Origin of the sequence: Conexibacter woesei Iso977N (assembly GCF_000424625.1) — a bacterium.
GTDB lineage: Bacteria > Actinomycetota > Thermoleophilia > Solirubrobacterales > Solirubrobacteraceae > Baekduia > Baekduia woesei_A.
In genome coordinates this window covers 75,972-92,701 of the sequence record NZ_AUKG01000001.1, presented here as the reverse complement: position 1 = coordinate 92,701, position 16,730 = coordinate 75,972, and the positions used below count along the sequence as shown (strand labels likewise).

The window sequence follows — 16,730 nt, the reverse complement described above, 5'->3', positions numbered from 1 at the left end:
GCAGCACCGCGGGGACGGACATCGGTCCAGCGGGTCGTTTGACGCTCCTCCATACTGGGTAGCGGCCTCTGGCCGTGCGCTGTGTGGGGCGCTCGGCCGACACCACCCCAAGGAGGATCGATGGCCGGGACCCTGGCTGCCGACGAAGGGCGCTCGCGGAAGAAGGGCGACGACGAGCAGGGCGAGCTCGACCCCGCAGCGCTGCGGAAGCTGCTCGACGCGCTCAGCGCAGCGGCCGACGGCGACTTCTCCAAGCGGTTGCCCGCCAGGCGCAGGGGCCTGGTCGGCGAGCTCGAGGGCGCGTTCAACCGCCTGGCCGAGCACTCGCAGGGCCAGACCGCGGAGTTCAAGCGCGTCGCCCGCCAGATCGGGCGCGAGGGCAAGATGACCGAGCGCGCGCGGCTCGAGCCCGACATCAGGGGCGACTACCGCGACCGCATCGACACCGTCAACGGCCTGATCGACGACCTCGTGCGCCCGACCACCGAGGTCGCGCGCGTGATCGTGGCGGTCGCCGAGGGCGACCTCTCGCAGTCGATGGCGATGGAGATCGACGGCCAGCCGGTCAAGGGCGAGTTCGCCCGCATCGGCACGACCGTGAACGCGATGGTCGACCAGCTCTCGTCGTTCGCCGACGAGGTGACGCGCGTCGCGCGCGAGGTCGGCACCGACGGCAAGCTCGGCGGCCAGGCCGAGGTCCCGGGCGTCTCCGGCACGTGGGCCGACCTGACCGAGTCGGTGAACTCGATGGCCGACAACCTGACCGGCCAGGTTCGCAACATCGCCCAGGTCACCACCGCGGTCGCCCAGGGCGACCTGTCGCAGAAGATCACCGTGGACGCGCGCGGCGAGATCCTGGAGCTCAAGGACACCATCAACACGATGGTCGACCAGCTCGGCTCGTTCGCCGACGAGGTCACGCGCGTGGCGCGCGAGGTCGGCACCGACGGCAAGCTCGGTGGTCAGGCCGAGGTGCGCGGCGTCTCCGGCACGTGGCGCGACCTGACCGAGAACGTCAACTTCATGGCGCGCAACCTGACCGACCAGGTGCGCGGCATCGCCCAGGTCGCGGGCGCGGTCGCCAAGGGCGACCTGACCCAGAAGATCACGGTCGACGCCAAGGGCGAGGTCGCGGCGCTCGCCGACACGATCAACGCGATGACCGACACGCTGTCGGTCTTCGCCGAGCAGGTCACGCGCGTGGCGCGCGAGGTCGGCACCGAGGGGAAGCTCGGCGGCCAGGCCGAGGTGCCGGGTGTGTCCGGGACCTGGAAGGACCTCACCGAGTCGGTGAACTCGATGGCGGAGAACCTCACCGGTCAGGTCCGCAACATCGCGCTCGTGACGACCGCGGTGGCGCAGGGCGACCTGTCGCAGAAGATCGAGGTCGACGCGCGCGGGGAGATCCTGCTCCTGAAGGACACCATCAACACGATGGTGGACCAGCTGCGCTCGTTCGCCGACGAGGTCACGCGCGTGGCGCGCGAGGTCGGCACCGAGGGCCGGCTCGGCGGTCAGGCGGTCGTGCCGGGCGTCGCGGGGACGTGGAAGGACCTCACCGACTCGGTGAACGTCATGGCGCGCAACCTCACCGACCAGGTGCGCGACATCGCGCGCGTGACGACCGCGGTCGCCAAGGGCGACCTGACCCAAGAGGTCACCGTGGACGTCAAGGGCGAGGTGCTCGAGCTGAAGCGGACCGTGAACACGATGGTCGACCAGCTGTCGTCGTTCGCCGACGAGGTCACGCGCGTGGCGCGCGAGGTCGGCACCGAGGGCAAGCTCGGCGGCCAGGCCGAGGTCAAGGGCGTCAGCGGCACGTGGCGCGACCTGACCGAGAACGTCAACTTCATGGCCGACAACCTGACCCACCAGGTGCGCAACATCGCGCAGGTGACGACGGCGGTGGCCCAGGGCGACCTGTCCAAGAAGATCACGGTCGACGCGCGCGGCGAGATCCTGGAGCTCAAGGACACCATCAACACGATGGTCGACCAGCTGCGCTCGTTCGCCTCCGAGGTGACGCGCGTGGCGCGCGAGGTCGGCACCGACGGCCGCCTCGGCGGCCGCGCGGAGGTCGAGGACGTCTCGGGCACGTGGCGGTCGCTGACCGAGTCGGTGAACTCGATGGCGGCGAACCTCACGGAGCAGGTGCGCGGGATCGCGCAGGTCACCACAGCGGTGGGCAACGGCGACCTGTCCAAGAAGATCACGGTCGAGGCCAAGGGCGAGGTCGCGGCGCTGGCCGAGACCGTCAACGCGATGGTCGACCAGCTGCGTTCGTTCGCGGCCGAGGTGACGCGCGTGGCGCGCGAGGTCGGCACCGAGGGCAAGCTCGGCGGTCAGGCTCAGGTCGAGGGCGTGTCGGGCACGTGGCGGTCGCTGACCGAGTCGGTGAACTCGATGGCCGACAACCTGACCGGCCAGGTCCGCAACATCGCGCAGGTGACGACGGCGGTGGCCAACGGCGACCTGTCGCAGAAGATCACGGTCGACGCGCGCGGCGAGATCCTGGAGCTCAAGGACACCATCAACACGATGGTCGACCAGCTCGGCTCGTTCGCCGACGAGGTCACGCGCGTGGCGCGCGAGGTCGGCACCGACGGCTCGCTCGGCGGTCAGGCGGAGGTCGAGGGCGTTCGCGGCCGCTGGCGCGACCTGACCGAGAACGTCAACCAGCTCGCGTCCACGCTGACGACGCAGCTGCGCGCGATCGCCGAGGTCTCGACCGCGGTGACCCAGGGCGACCTGACGCGGTCGATCACCGTGGACGCGCGCGGCGAGGTCGCCGAGCTGAAGGACAACATCAACCAGATGATCGCCAACCTGCGCGAGACGACGCAGATCAACGTCGAGCAGGACTGGCTGAAGACCAACCTCGCGCGGATGGGCGGCATGCTCCAGGGCCAGGGCGACCTGACCCAGGTCACGCGGCTGATCCTGAGCGAGCTGACGCCGCTGGTGACCTCGCAGCACGGCGCGTTCTTCCTCGTCGAGGGCGACGAGCAGCGGTCCGAGATGCGGCTCGTCGCGGCCTACGGCTACACGCCGGACGCCGCTGCGCCGGAGCGCTTCTCGCTCGGCCAGGGGCTGGTCGGGCAGGCCGCGGTCGAGGGCAAGCCGATCATCATCGAGGACGTCCCCGAGGACTACATCAAGGTCTCCTCCGGCCTCGGGGAGGCGCCGCCGCGCAACATCATCGTGTTGCCGGTGATCTTCGAGGACCAGGTGCTCGGCGTGATCGAGCTGGCGTCGCTGCAGCAGATCAGCGAGATCAACCGCGCGTTCCTGGAGCAGATCACCGAGACGATCGGCGTCGTGCTCTCGACGATCCGGGCGAACATGCGCACCGAGCAGCTGCTCGCGCAGTCGCAGTCGCTGGCCCGCGAGCTGCAGGCCAAGAACGCCGAGATCGAGTCGGCGCGCGCGGGCCTGGAGGAGAAGGCGACGCAGCTCGCGCTGTCCTCCAAGTACAAGTCCGAGTTCCTGGCCAACATGTCGCACGAGCTGCGCACGCCGCTGAACTCGCTGCTGATCCTGTCGCGCCTGCTGGCCGACAACGGCGACGGGAACCTCAAGCCCCAGCAGGTCGAGTTCGCCACCACCATCCACTCGGCGGGCAACGACCTGCTGGCGCTCATCAACGACATCCTGGACCTGTCCAAGGTCGAGGCGGGCAAGATGGAGCTGGACCTCGGCCCGGTCGCGCTGGCCGACGTCTGCGAGGACGTCGAGCGCTCGTTCCGGCCGATGGCCAAGGAGAAGGGGCTGACGTTCAACATCAAGTTGGACGACCAGCTGCCGGGGTCGATCGTGACCGACGAGCAGCGGCTGCAGCAGGTGCTGCGCAACCTGCTCTCCAACGCGTTCAAGTTCACGCACACCGGCGAGGTGTCGCTGTCGATCGCGCGCGACGCCGACGAGCAGATCTCGTTCCGGGTCGACGACACGGGCGTCGGCATCCCGCAGGACAAGCTCGCGTCGATCTTCGAGTCCTTCCAGCAGGCCGACGGCACGACGTCGCGCAAGTACGGCGGGACCGGGCTGGGGCTGTCGATCTCCCGCGAGATCTCGCGCCTGCTGGGCGGGGAGATCCGGGTGGCGTCGGAGGTCGGCAGCGGCTCGACGTTCGCGCTGGTGCTGCCGCTGGCGCACCGCACCGGTGAGGGTCTCGAGGTGTCGGGCCTGTCGCTGGAGCCGCCGCTGGCCGCGCCGGCCGAGGCGCCCACCGAGACCGCGGCGATGCTGCCCTACGACGGCGTCGAGGACGACCGCGGGACGATCGCGCCCGGCGACCGCGTGTTGTTGGTCATCGCGCACGACGCGGGCCACGCGCAGGGCGCGCTGGCGGTCGCGCGCGAGCACGGCCTGAAGGGGCTGGTCGCGCGGCGCACGCCGCTGGGGCTGGCGCTGGCGCGCGAGTACCGGCCCGACGCGGTGCTGGTCTTCGCGGGCGACGGGCGCGGCGAGCGGCTGCTCGCGCAGCTCAAGTCGCATCCGGAGACGCGCCACCGCCCGGTCGTGGTCGCCGGCCCGGCGGGCGGCCGGCTGAGCGCGCTGCGCGCGGGCGCGGCGGCCTACGTGGACGAGGCGGGCGCCGAGGGCGAGGGCGGCGGGCACGCCGCGCTGGCGGCGCTGCACGCGCTGGAGCGGATGTCGGCGCGGTCGGTCAAGCGGCTCGCGGTGGTCCAGGAGGGCGACGGGCTCGACGCGGACACGCTGGAGCTGCTCGGCGCGGGCGACGACGTGGACGTGCTGCTGCTGGCGCCGGAAGGCGCGGTCGGCCAGCTGCGCTCCGACGGCGCGGACTGCGCGGTGCTGGTGATCCAGCCGGGGTCGAAGTGGCCGCTTGACGTCCTGATCGCTCTGGAATGCGACAGGGCGATGCGCGAGCTGCCGCTGGTCCTGCACGTCCCGGCGCCGCTGGCGGCCGAGGAGCGCGTGGCGCTGGAGGCGGCGGCGTCGCACCTGGTCGTCGCGACCGCCGCGTCGCCGGACCGGCTGATCGACGAGACCGCGCTGTTCCTGCACCGGCTGGAGACGCAGCTGCCGCAGCCGACGCGCAAGCTGCTGGCCAAGCTGCGGACGGCCGACCAGGTCTTCCACGGCAAGCGCGTCCTGATCGTGGACGACGACATCCGCAACGTGTTCGCGCTGGCGAGCGCGCTGGAGACCCGCGGCATGAGGGTGGCGTTCGCCGAGAACGGGCGCGAGGGGATCGAGCGGCTGCGCGAGCAGCCCGACACCGACCTGGTGCTGTTGGACGTGATGATGCCCGAGATGGACGGCTACGAGACCGCGCGGGCGATCCGGGCGATGCCGCGGTTCGACGCGCTGCCGATCATCCAGCTGACCGCGAAGGCGATGAAGGGCGACCGCGACAAGTCGATCAGCGCGGGCGCCAGCGACTACGTGACCAAGCCGGTCGACGTCGAGCAGTTGTTGTCGCTGATGAGAGTGTGGTTGCATCGGTAGCGATGGTCGAAGTCGATCCCCCCAAGATCCTGCTGGTCGACGACCGGCGCGAGAACCGGATCGCCCTCCAGGCGGTCCTGGAGCCGTTGCGGGTCGACGTCGTCGAGGCCGATTCCGGCGAGCAGGCGCTGCGCGAGGTCCTGGTCGAGGACTTCGCGGTGATCCTGCTCGACGTCCAGATGCCCGGCATCGACGGGCTCGAGACGGCGGAGCTGATCAAGGGGCGGGAGCGGTCGAGGGACGTCCCGATCATCTTCCTGACCGCTGCGGAGAGCGACGTGTCGGAGGTGTTCGCGGGCTACGAGGCGGGCGCGGTCGACTTCCTGCTGAAGCCGTTCGACCCGTTGGTGCTGCGGTCCAAGGTGAAGGTCTTCGCCGATCTGGACCGCCACCGGCGGCAGCTCGCGCGCTCCGACGAGCTGGTGCGCAACGCGTTCGCGGCGTCGCCGTCAGGGATGGCGCTGTGCGATCTGGAGGGGCTGGCGCTGGAGGTCAACCCGGCGCTGGAGGCCCTGACCGGGCGGCCGACGAGCGTGCTGGCGCGGGCGCCGATCGGCGAGGTGCTGCTCGAGCGCGACCGCCCGGAGCTGGGCGAGCGGCTGGCGGCGGCGGGCACGCACGGCGACGGCGGCGAGCCGTGGACGGCGCATGTTGTAGGGGTCGATGGGCAGCCGGTGCCGGTGGGCGTGTCGGTGACCGCCGTTCGCGACGTCCACGGGGTCCCGCAGCAGCTGCTGATCCAGGTGACCGACGAGCGCGACCGGCGGATCGCGGCGACGCTGCAGCGCGCGCTGCTGCCGGAGCGGCTGCCGAACATCGTCGGCGTGACGATGGCGGCGCACATCGCGCCGGGCGCGGGCGGCACGCGGGTCGGCGGCGACTGGTACGACGCGATCGCGCTGCCGGGCGGGCGGCTGGGACTTGTTGTAGGAGATGTCGCGGGGCACGGCGTGGACGCGGCCGCGCGGATGGGTGAGCTGCGCAGCGTCGCGCGCGCCTATGCGCTGGAGGGCCATGGGACGGTCGGGCTGGTCGAGCGGATGAACGGCTACCACGCCGCGCTGGGCGCCGACCTCATGACCACCATGTTGTTCGCGATCCTGGAGATCGACTCGGGGACGCTGCGGTTCGTCAACGCCGGGCACCCGCCGCCGCTTGTCGTCGAAGAGGACGGGACGACCCGGATCTTCGAGGGCGCCGGCCCGCCGCTGGGCGTGATGGACACGTGGCGCTACGAGGAGCGCGTGGCGACGCTGTCGCCGGGGATGACCGCGTTGTTGTACACCGACGGGCTGGTCGAGCGCCGCGGCGAGCGGCTCGACGCGGGCCTGGCGCGCCTGCGCGACGCCTGCGCCGGCGGCGGCGATCCCGCGGCCCTGGTGGCCGCCGCGCTGAGGGCGACCGACGCGGCGGCGGCCGACGACGACGTCACGCTCGTCGCGGTGCGCGCCGAGCCGGCCCTGGGCCCGCTCGCGCGCCTGAAGCTCTCGCCCGACGAGGACGCGCTCGTCTCGCTGCGGCGCCTCACCGCCCGCTGGCTGCGCGAGGCCGGGGCGGAGGGCGACGAGGTCCACGACCTCGTCATGGCCGCCAACGAGGCCTGGCAGAACGCGCTCGAGCACGGCACCAACTTCGCCCGCACGACGATCGACGTCGAGCTCGAGGTCAACCCCCACGGCGAGGTCGCCATCACGATCCGCGACGCCGGCTCGCGCGACCGCGCACCCTCCGATCCGGACCGCGGCCGCGGCATCGAGCTCATGCGCGCGCTCGCCGACGAGGTCACGCTGGAGCTGGCACCGCACGGCTCGACCGTGCGGTTGCGCCGCGCGCTGCGCGACCCGGCGCCCTACGAGCGCAGGGCCTCAGAGCCCGATCGGGTGGCGGACGGTGAAGCCCGCGTATGAGCGGGCCCTCGCGTCCTGCCAGCGCGTCCCGGTGATCTGACGGCCGGAGGTGTCGAAGCGCAGGCCCGCGACGACCATGAACGCGTGGCCGGCGTTGGCGTAGATCGTCACCCACCTGCCGGGGCCGGACTTGCCGAAGGACATCAACGTGCCGCTCGTCTCGGGGCCCTTCAGGTAGCCCGCCGCCGCCAGCGCGTAGGAGACCGAGCCCGAGCAGTCGTAGGCCGAGTCGGCCCAGATCTCGCCCGCGTTGCGGCCGTGCCCGCCGCCGTACACGTAGGGCTTGCGCGCGACGTCGTTGGCCGCGTGCATCAAGGCCACCAACTTGCGTGGCGCCGTGTCCGGGATCACGGCCAGCCCGTCGCCGCCGATCGCGGCCTGGTCCAGGTCCGTCCCGCCCTTGCCGCCGTAGGCCTGCTCCAGGTCCGCCGTCACCTCGGCATCGCTGGGCGCGCCCCTGGCCGGCGCGTCCTCTGACGCCGCCGTCGTCTCGGTCTCGGTCGCGGTCCTGGGCCTGCTCGCGATCGCGGGCGCATCCGCCTTCCCGTACGACGCCGGATCCGGCGGCGGCAGGTACGGATCCTCGACCTTCCACGCCTGCACGGTCCCCGCGTCCTGCCTCACGCCACCACAGCCCGCGAGCAGGCAGGCGAACAGCACGGCTACGGCAACCCGGCGCACATCCGGATTATCACTGGCGAGGCTCGGCGATGCCAACGGACGTTCAGCGCCACTGCCAATCGGCTGTGGCGCATGAGTGAGTATCGCTCTATGTTCAATAACTCGCAGTTCTATGCTAAGAAGGAGGAGTCTGATGTTTCGTCGTCGCATCTCGTCGTTCCTCGCACTGCTCGCTTGCTGCGCGTGCGCGGTTGCTCTGCCAGCGTCCGCTTCGGCCAGGCTCACAGCGGTGGTGAGTCCGAGCCCGAGTGCGATCAGCTCCGTGTCCTCTGCTGTGAGGTTCACGTCCAATACGACAGGCAAGTCGTACAACTGCACGTCGAGCCAGCTGAGGGCGACGCTGATCAGCGCGACCGGGCAGGCGCCGCTGCTCGTCAGTTCGAACGTGGCGTGGACGTTCCCGGCTTCCGGTTCGTGCACGGTCACCGGAGGCCTGAGCGTGAACATCGGCTGCACCACGTCGGAGAACTGGGTTGTCCTTGGGATCACCGTGTCCGGGATCACGGCGGGCCAGGCAGGGCTCGACTGCACCGTGTCCCTCTCGGCGAGCCCGACATGCAGGGTGCGGATCGCCGGAAGCGTGCCGATGCAATTCGACAACCTCGGCACGGTGACGGTGCCGAACACGGGCCAGTCGCTCGCCGCGACGGGCAGCACCTGCACGACGCTGCCGAACGACACCAGCGTGACGGTCTCGACACCTGCCGGGCCATCAATTATTTACGCGGTTTCGCCGCTGTTCACGCTCAGCGTCTCCTGACGACGCCGGCCGCGCCCCGCCACTCTACGTTGCGGGGCGCGCCCGTCGAGGTCGTGGAGGAGGTCCAGAAGAACGTTCCGATCCACTTCACCCACTACGCGACGAGTCGGCCCGCGCCGGCGCTCAGCTCGTCACCGACTTACTCGGTGGCGCTGTGCGCAAGGACCTTGACGGCGATGACGGACGTGAGGCTCGTCGTTACGTCGTCAGTGGCTTTGAGGCGCGGCGCCGGTTGCGCCGCGCTCACGCCGGATATCGTGCATGCATGCTGCCTGTGTTGGCTGTCGCCGCCGCCACGACCACGCTGGCGGGCTGTCCGGTGTTCCCGGCGAGCAACCCGTGGAACGAGGATGTCTCGAAGCTCCCGGTTGCTGCGCATTCGGCGGCGTACGTGAAGAGCATCGGGTTGGCTGCGAGGCTGCATCCGGACTTCGCGTCGAGGACCTACGGGATCCCGTTCGCGGTCGTCCCGACGGCGCAGAGGCGGGTCTCGATCAGGTTCACCGACTACCCCGACGAGTCCGACAGGGGGCCGTATCCGGTGCCGCTGGGCGCGAGGGTCGAGGGTGGGTCGGACCGGCACGTGATCGTCGTGCAGCGCGGGACGTGCAGGCTGTTCGAGCTGTACGGCGCCGCGCGCACGGCGCGGGGGTGGAGCGCGAGCAACGGCGCGGTGTTCGACCTGCGCTCGAACAGGCTGCGGCCGAAGGGGTGGACGTCGGCCGACGCGGCGGGGCTGCCGATCTTCCCGGGGCTCGCGCGCGCCGACGAGGTCGTCGGCAGGCGGACGATCACGCACGCGCTGCGGGTCACGGTCCCGCGGACGCAGAAGGGCTACATCTTGCCCGCGCGGCACTTCGCCTCCTCCGACACCGACCCGGACCTGCCGCCGATGGGCCTGCGCCTGCGGCTGAAGGCGGGCTTCGAAACGAGGCCCTTCCACGGCCAGGCGCTGGTCATCCTGAAGGCGCTCAAGCGCTATGGGTTGATCGTGGCCGACAACGGCTCGCCCTGGTACATCACCGGCGCGCCGGACCGCCGCTGGGACGACGACGACCTGCACGCGCTCGGACAGGTGCCGGGTTCGGCGTTCGAAGCTGTGCAAACCGGGGCAGTCACCCGGTAGGAGCCCCGCACCTCGATCCGGTGCGAGCTACGGTGAACTCGAGTGGGAGGCTGGAACGAGGCACACGTGCGCCGCGTGTTGTGGCGCGCCGGGTTCGGCGCGCTCGAGCACGAGGCGCGGAAGTGGTCGCACGCGGGGCGTGCGGCCACGCTCGCATGGCTGCTCTCGCCCAACGGCCACAGGGCGCCGCTGGAGCATGGGCCCAGGCCGATGAGGCTCGACCCGGCCAACGAGTACGGCCACGACGTCCTCTGGTGGATGGACCGCATGGTCCGGACCACGCGCCCGCTGGAGGAGAAGATGACGCTCTTCTGGCACGACCACTTCGCCACCCGCGACGTCGACACGCCGCTGATGCTGCGCCAGAACGCGCTGTTCCGCCGCCACGCGCTCGGCTCGTTCCCCGGGCTCCTGTCCGACGTCATGCAGGACCCCGCGATGGGGTTGTTCCTCAACCTGGTCGGCTCCTACAAGGGCGACCCGAACGAGAACTTCGCCCGCGAGCTGATGGAGCTCTTCACGCTCGGCGAGGGCAACGGCTACACGGAGTCCGACGTCAGGGAGGCCGCCCGCGCGCTCACCGGCTACGTGCGCGGCAAGGAGGTCGGCGGCGTCCTCATGAACACCAAGTTCGAGCCGAAGAACCACGACACCGGCTCCAAGAGGATCTTCGGCCACCGCGGCCACTGGGGCCCGCACGACGTCCTGCGCCTCTGCGTCCAGCACCACGCGCACGCCGAGTTCCTGGTCCGCAGGCTGTGGGCGTTCTACATCGACGAGCCGCTGCCGAAGACGACGCGCGTGCGCCTGCAACACGTGTACATCAACAGCGGGCACAAGTTGAAGCCCTTGATGCATGAGATCCTCGACAACTCGTTGTTGTACGCCAACCTGCGGCAGCCCACGCTCGTCAAGGCCCCCGTCGTCCAGGTCGCCGGCATGCTCCGCGCCACCCGCCTCGGCGTGAAGACCGACGACTGGGTCTGGGTCACCTCCTCGATGGGCCAGACGCTCTTCTCCCCGCCCTCGGTCGCCGGCTGGGACTGGGGCCCGGCCTGGATGTCCTCCAACGGCATGCGCGTGCGCTTCACCGCCGCCAACGTCGCGCTCTCCCAGCCCGGCCTGACCGTGAAGGACAAGGACACACCGCTCGGCCTCTCGCCCCACGAGCAGCTCGACCGCGCGCTCGCCGCGCTCGGCCACCCGTGGGCGAGCGACCGCACCAAGAAGGCGCTCCTCTCCCTGGCCAAGGGCTACAGGAGGATGGCCGGCCAGAAGTGGGAGAAGCAGACCGCCGCCGACATGACCCAGCGCGCGATGCGCCACCTGCTGCTCTCCGCCCCCGACGCACAACTGCATTAACAACGAGCAACCCCTATGCCTCGGACCCGAGCCCACGCCGCCTGCCAGGACTTCCACCGCGCCAGCGAGGCCGCGCGCCGCGACGTGCTCACGCGCCGCCAGATGCTCAAGTGGGGCATCGGTGCGGGCGTCACGGTCTACGCGTCCTCGCTGCTGCCGACCCAGCATCTCCTGGACGCGGCCGGCGCCGAAGCCGCCGCGGCACCCGACGCGCCCGTGCTCGTCTCCGTCTTCCTCCCCGGCGGCCTCGACCTCCTCGACACGCTCCTGCCGCTCAACCAGGAGGGCCCGCTCCACGACCTCCGCGGCGCGGTGACGCCCGCGGAGCCGGCTCTCCTCGGCAACGGCCTCGCGCTGCACCCCGCGCTGACCAAGGGCCCCAACAACGGCATCAAGGGCCTCTACGACCGCGGGCAGATCGGCTTCCTGCCCGGGATCGACTACGCGAACCCCAACCTGTCGCACTTCGCCTCGCGCGCGTTCTGGGAGACCGGCATGGTCTCCCAGCAGTCGGTGTCCGGCTGGCTCGGCCGCTGGCTGGACCGCCACGGCTCGCGCGACAACCCGCTGCAGGGCCTGAGCGCCGGCTACGGCCTCTCGCCGACGCTGAAGTCCGTCAACGCGCCGGTCGCCTCGATCTCCAACGCCGCCGACGCGCAGTTGTCGATGTGGTCGGTCTGGGGCGAGTGGGGCGACGCCGCCGTCCAGGCCTACGCGGCGATCGCCGACACGCAGCCCCACCACGCCGGCCCGCAGTCGGCGGCCCGCGCGGCGCGCCTGGCCCACAAGGTCTCCGAGCAGCTCGCGCCGTTCCGGCGCAGGGACTCCAGGTCGCCCGACCCGCTCGCGGGCCCCGTCGCCTACCCCGAGGACAACGACACCGCCGACCGCCTCAAGACGCTCGCCGGCCTGCTCGCCCAGCCGCTCGGGATCCGCGTCGCGACCGTCGACGCCGACGGCGAGTTCGACACCCACCAGGGCCAGGCCGCCACGCTCACGCGCGACCTCGGTGCGGTCGGCGAGGCGCTCGCCACCTTCCAGGCCGACCTCGAGCAACGCGGGATCGCCGACCGCGTCCTGACCTTCGTGTGGTCGGAGTTCGGCCGCCGCCCCGAGGCCAACAAGTCGCTCGGGACCGACCACGGCGCCGGCGGCGTCGCCTGGGTCCAGGGCCCGCGCGCGCTCGGCGGGATCCTCACCGAGTACCCGTCGCTGACCGATCTGGACCCGGAGAAGAACCTCAAGGTGACCGTCGACTTCCGCCGCGTCTACGCCTCGCTGCTGGCCCAGCACCTGGGCACCGACCCCGCCGAGGTCATCCCCGGCGCCGGGCAGTTCGGCCAGGTCCGGCTGGTGCGCGCCTAGATGTTCGCCGAGGCCGCAGCGGTCCCGGCCGCCACGCCGGTCGGCGTCGGCGAGCGCGAGTACGCGATCGCCATCTACCGCCCGCGCGTCAGGCCCGGCCGTCTCAAGCTCAACGTCCGCAACCTGGGCGAGGACGTGCACGACCTCGTGGTCAAGCGCGCCGGGAAGCGGGTCGGCGGGCTGGCCACGATCGTCAAGCCCGGGAGCACCGCCACGCTGCGCCTGAACCTGCGCACGCCGGGGCGCTACCTGCTCGTCTGCACGGTCGCCGACCACGAGCGCCTGGGCATGAGGGCGACGCTGATCGTCTCCGACCGGCGTACGCCTTCGAACGGCAACTGAACGATCGTGTGATTGAGGCGCGCCGCGACCGGTGACCCTCTTGACATACGAGGCCTCGGAACGGTCCGCAAGCTGTCCCCCCTCACCCCCATGCCCATGGCCCTCACCCGCTCCAGTACCGACATCCTCCTGGCCTTCGCGCCGATCCCCGACGCGGTCCGCGCCGCGCGCCACGCCCTGCGTGAGCGCGGCCTCAACCCGGACCTCGACCACACCGTCTCGCTGCTCACCTCCGAGCTGGTCGGGAACGCCGTCCGGCACGCCGGGCCGCTGAACCCGAACGAGCGGATCGTCTTCCACGCCAGGCTCTCCGACGACCACGTCCGCGTGGAGGTCGCCGACCACGGCCCGGGCTTCGACCCGGACGTCCGGCACGACACCGCGGGCTTCGGCCTGCGCCTGGTCGACAAGCTCGCGACCCGCTGGGGCGTCGAGCGCACCGCGCGCGGCTGCCGCGTGTGGTTCGAGGTCGACCGCAGCAGCGGGCGCTTCGACCGCACCGCCTGACCCACCCGCGCGACGTCCGACTGGACGTCTTGGCAGGTGCGAACGGGGGTCCAGCGCACCGAAACCGCGTACAGTCTGCGTTCGCATGACCGTCCGCCGGGACCTCCGCCCGCTGCTCGCGATCGCCGTCCTCGGCGTGATCGTCGCGCTGGCCGAGTCCGTCACCGGACTGCACACGGGCCTGCTGCTGCTGTCTCCGGCGCTCGTGCTCGCACTGCCGCTGGTCGCCGGCCGCTACCTCGGCGAGGACACGCTGGAGCGCCTCGCGGCGCGCCGCGCCGTCCCGCGCCGCCGCCGCTTCGCCGGCACCGTCGTCGCCTTCGTGGCACCCCGGCGGCCCCGCGCGCTCGTCGCCCGCGGCGGCCTGCTGCTCGCGGACGCGCTCGCCGAGCGCGGGCCGCCCGCGCTCGCGCGCTGACGCAGTCCCGGCACATCGCCCGTGTCCTCGCTCGCGCGCCCGCGCGTGAGACGGCACGCCCGGCAAGATCATCATCCATAACTCGGAGGAACGCGCCCCATGCGCCGCTCCCTGGCTTTCGCCCTGACCGTCGCGTCGCTCGTCGCCGCAGCGCTCGTCCCGGCCGCCGCCCTGGCCCACCAGGGCAACCCGAACATGAAGTCGGTCGTCAACCAGCTGACGCCGCGCGTGCCTGGCGTGACGCTGCAGGTGCTCAACAACGACGACCGCTTCCAGATCACCAACCGCAGCAGGGACACGATCCTGGTGCAGGGCTACGAGAGCGAGCCCTACGCGAGGATCTCCCCCGACGGCACGGTCCTCGTCAACCACAACTCGCCGGCGTTCTACCTCAACACGGACCGCTACGGCGCGGTGACCGTGCCCAAGACGGCGAACGCGAAGGCGACGCCGGACTGGCAGCTGCTGGACAAGACCGGCGTGTTCCAGTGGCACGACCACCGCATGCACTACATGTCGACCGGCGTCCCGACGGTGGTCAGGGACAAGAAGGCGAAGACCAAGATCTTCGACTACAGGATCCCGATCAAGATCGGCAGCCAGCAGGGCAAGATCCTCGGGACGCTGTACTGGGATCCGCCCAAGGACGGCGGCGCGCCGATCGGCGCGATCGTGGCGTTCGTGGTCCTGCTGGTGCTGAGCGTGGGCGCGGTCGTGCTGACGCGGCGCAGGCGGGCCGCGGGTGGTGGCGGCGACGACGATCCGGACGGCGGCGGCGCGCCGCGTGACGACGCGCCCACGGCCCGGCCGGCGGCGCCCGCCGCGACCGGCGGCGAGGCCTGGTGAAGCGCCTCGCCCTCCTGATCGGCGCGGTCGCCGCGCTGCTGGCGCTGCTGCCCGCGGCGGCGTTCGCGCACGCGACGCTGGAGCAGACGAGCCCCGAGCGCGGGGCGGTCGCCAAGACCGCGCCGCGCCAGGTCGTCCTGCGCTTCGACGAGTCGGTGGAGGGCAACTTCGGCGCGGTCCGCGTCTTCGACGGCAGGGGCGACCGCGTCGACGACGGCCACACGATCCACCCCAACGGGACCGGCGCGCAGCTGGCGGTCGGGCTCAGGTCCGGGCTCAGGGACGGGACCTACACCGCGACCTACCGCGTGATCTCGGCGGACTCGCACCCGGTCAGCGGCGGCTTCGTCTTCTCGATCGGGAAGGCGGGCGTCGCGCCGTCCGAGACCGTCTCCGACCTGCTCAAGGGCGCGCAGGTGGGCAAGGTCACCGAGACCGCGTTCGGGATCGCGCGCGGCGCCGACTACCTGGCGATCGCGCTGGTCATCGGGACGTTGTTGTTCATCCTGCTCGCGTGGCCGCGCGCCAACGGCGCGCCCGGGCCGCCGCTCGAGGCCCAGGACGCGTTCGCGCGCCGCGCCACCGTCCTGCTCTGGTCCGGCGCGCTGATCGGTGTGCTGGCGGGCCTGGCGGGCCTGGTCCTGCAGGGTGCGACCGCGAGCGGCACGACGTTCTGGTCGTCGCTGGACCCGAGCACGGTCAGGGAGGTCCTGGGCACGCGCTTCGGGACCGTCTGGGGCCTGCGGATCCTGGACTTCGCGATCGTCGGCGGCCTCGCCCTGACGTGGGGCGCGCCGCTGCGCCGCAGCGTCCTGCCCTACGCGATCCCCGCGGCGTACCTCGCGGTCGCACCCGCGCTCGGCGGCCACGCGACCACGCAGCACCCGGTCGCGCTGCTCGCGCCGCTGGACGTGATCCACGTGCTGGCGATGAGCGCGTGGGTCGGCGGCCTGGTCGTGCTGCTGACCGCGGTCCCGGCCGCGACGCGCGCGATCCCGGACGCGACCGCGCGCACGCCGCTGCTCAGCACGGCGCTGTCGCGCTTCTCGGTGGTCGCGCTGACGTGCGTGGCGCTGCTGATCGCGACCGGCACCGCGCAGTCGATCGTGCACCTGCGGTCGTTCGGCGACTTCCTGCACACGGCCTTCGGGCGCGCGGTGCTGATCAAGATCATCTTGTTGGTGGCGTTGATCGGGCTCGGCGCGCTGAACCGGCAGCGGTCGGTCCCGCGCCTGCGCGCCGCGGCGCGCGACGGCAGCTCGCCGGGCGCGACCGGCCGGATCCTGCGCAACACGCTGCGGGTCGAGGTCGGGCTCGTCGTCGTGGTCCTGGCCGTGACGAGCGCGCTGGTGTCCTACGCGCCGCCGACCGCGCTGTCCGCCGGGCCGTACTCGCACAGCGCGACGACCGGCCCGCTGCAGATCGAGCTGACCGTCGACCCCGCGCGCGCGGGCGAGAACGCGGTCCACCTCTACATCTTCAACGCCAGGGACGGCTCACCGTTCGACGGCACGAAGGAGCTCGACGTCAGCGCGCAACTGCCGAGCAAGGGCATCGGCCCGCTGCCCGCGACGCTCAACAGGGCCGGTCCCGGGCACTACGTGGCCAACGCCATGTCGTTGGCGCCGGGCGGGAAGTGGACGGTCACGGTGACCGACCGCGTCTCCGACTTCGACGAGTACACCACGACGTTCAGGGTGCCCGTGTCGTAGTGGGCTTCCTGCTCGACTGCCTGCCGTTCCTGCTGCTGCTCGCCGCGCTCGCGGCGGGCTTCTACCCGGGCGAGCGCACGCTCGCCCGGCGGCTGCCGCGGCACCGCGCGCGGCCGCGCCGCCGTTCCGGGCGAGCCGTGGCACGGATCGCGCGCAGGCCGTTCGCGGCCGGGCCGCGGGGCGGGCGGCTGGTGGGGTCGGCGATCGCGTCGCGGCCGCCGCCGCGCGA

The 16,730-nt window shown here is 71.9% G+C and carries 12 protein-coding genes; 11 read left to right on the top strand and 1 reads right to left on the bottom strand.

Going from position 1 to position 16,730, the window contains the following annotated elements; genetic code table 11:
• The first annotated feature begins 120 nt into the window (after positions 1–120).
• Entirely contained in the window at positions 121–5,475 is a 5,355-nt protein-coding gene (locus tag H030_RS28175) for a HAMP domain-containing protein (RefSeq protein ID WP_081690400.1), read from the top strand.
• A 2-nt stretch (positions 5,476–5,477) separates the two neighbouring features.
• Entirely contained in the window at positions 5,478–7,382 is a 1,905-nt protein-coding gene (locus H030_RS0100440) for a SpoIIE family protein phosphatase (RefSeq protein ID WP_027004651.1), read from the top strand.
• On the opposite strand, the gene H030_RS35970 is transcribed toward H030_RS0100440, so the two are convergent.
• On the bottom strand, positions 7,341–8,042 hold the full coding sequence (locus H030_RS35970; RefSeq protein ID WP_051221363.1) for a hypothetical protein: 702 nt from the start codon (positions 8,040–8,042) through the stop codon (positions 7,341–7,343). The two genes, H030_RS0100440 and H030_RS35970, sit on opposite strands and share 42 nt — an antisense overlap.
• A gap of 295 nt (positions 8,043–8,337) precedes the next feature.
• On the opposite strand from H030_RS35970, the gene H030_RS0100430 reads away from it, so the two are divergent.
• From H030_RS0100430 to H030_RS0100385, 9 genes are all read left to right on the top strand, one after another.
• Positions 8,338–8,823: a hypothetical protein gene (locus H030_RS0100430; RefSeq protein WP_027004650.1), complete on the top strand. Its 486-nt coding sequence runs from the start codon at positions 8,338–8,340 to the stop codon at positions 8,821–8,823.
• Between the two features lie 265 nt (positions 8,824–9,088).
• Entirely contained in the window at positions 9,089–9,949 is an 861-nt protein-coding gene (locus H030_RS0100420) for a hypothetical protein (RefSeq protein WP_051221361.1), read from the top strand.
• A 42-nt stretch (positions 9,950–9,991) separates the two neighbouring features.
• On the top strand, positions 9,992–11,311 hold the full coding sequence (locus tag H030_RS35965; protein WP_081690399.1) for a DUF1800 domain-containing protein: 1,320 nt from the start codon (positions 9,992–9,994) through the stop codon (positions 11,309–11,311).
• Between the two features lie 15 nt (positions 11,312–11,326).
• Entirely contained in the window at positions 11,327–12,676 is a 1,350-nt protein-coding gene (locus tag H030_RS0100410; protein ID WP_027004648.1) for a DUF1501 domain-containing protein, read from the top strand.
• Positions 12,677–13,018, top strand: coding sequence for a multicopper oxidase domain-containing protein (locus tag H030_RS0100405; RefSeq protein ID WP_027004647.1), 342 nt, complete (start codon positions 12,677–12,679; stop codon positions 13,016–13,018).
• A 96-nt stretch (positions 13,019–13,114) separates the two neighbouring features.
• Entirely contained in the window at positions 13,115–13,525 is a 411-nt protein-coding gene (locus H030_RS28160; protein ID WP_051221357.1) for an ATP-binding protein, read from the top strand.
• An 85-nt stretch (positions 13,526–13,610) separates the two neighbouring features.
• Positions 13,611–13,943 carry a hypothetical protein gene (locus tag H030_RS0100395; RefSeq protein ID WP_027004646.1) on the top strand — a complete coding sequence of 111 codons (333 nt, stop codon included), beginning with the start codon at positions 13,611–13,613 and terminating at the stop codon, positions 13,941–13,943.
• 99 nt (positions 13,944–14,042) lie between these two features.
• On the top strand, positions 14,043–14,789 hold the full coding sequence (locus H030_RS28155; protein ID WP_035125688.1) for a hypothetical protein: 747 nt from the start codon (positions 14,043–14,045) through the stop codon (positions 14,787–14,789).
• Positions 14,786–16,501, top strand: coding sequence for a copper resistance protein CopC (locus H030_RS0100385; protein ID WP_027004645.1), 1,716 nt, complete (start codon positions 14,786–14,788; stop codon positions 16,499–16,501). The genes H030_RS28155 and H030_RS0100385 overlap by 4 nt, the downstream gene beginning before the upstream one ends.
• Positions 16,502–16,730 lie beyond the last annotated feature (229 nt).

Excerpts from the sequence above, each read along its gene's own strand:
- H030_RS0100440 (WP_027004651.1), top strand. The coding sequence starts at position 5,478 with ATGGTCGAAGTCGATCCCCCCAAGATCCTGCTGGTCGACGACCGGCGC.
- H030_RS28160 (WP_051221357.1), top strand. The coding sequence starts at position 13,115 with ATGGCCCTCACCCGCTCCAGTACCGACATCCTCCTGGCCTTCGCGCCG.
- H030_RS28155 (WP_035125688.1), top strand. The coding sequence starts at position 14,043 with ATGCGCCGCTCCCTGGCTTTCGCCCTGACCGTCGCGTCGCTCGTCGCC.
- H030_RS0100405 (WP_027004647.1), top strand. The coding sequence starts at position 12,677 with ATGTTCGCCGAGGCCGCAGCGGTCCCGGCCGCCACGCCGGTCGGCGTC.
- H030_RS0100410 (WP_027004648.1), top strand. The coding sequence starts at position 11,327 with ATGCCTCGGACCCGAGCCCACGCCGCCTGCCAGGACTTCCACCGCGCC.
- H030_RS28175 (WP_081690400.1), top strand. The coding sequence starts at position 121 with ATGGCCGGGACCCTGGCTGCCGACGAAGGGCGCTCGCGGAAGAAGGGC.
- H030_RS0100395 (WP_027004646.1), top strand. The coding sequence starts at position 13,611 with ATGACCGTCCGCCGGGACCTCCGCCCGCTGCTCGCGATCGCCGTCCTC.
- H030_RS0100420 (WP_051221361.1), top strand. The coding sequence starts at position 9,089 with ATGCTGCCTGTGTTGGCTGTCGCCGCCGCCACGACCACGCTGGCGGGC.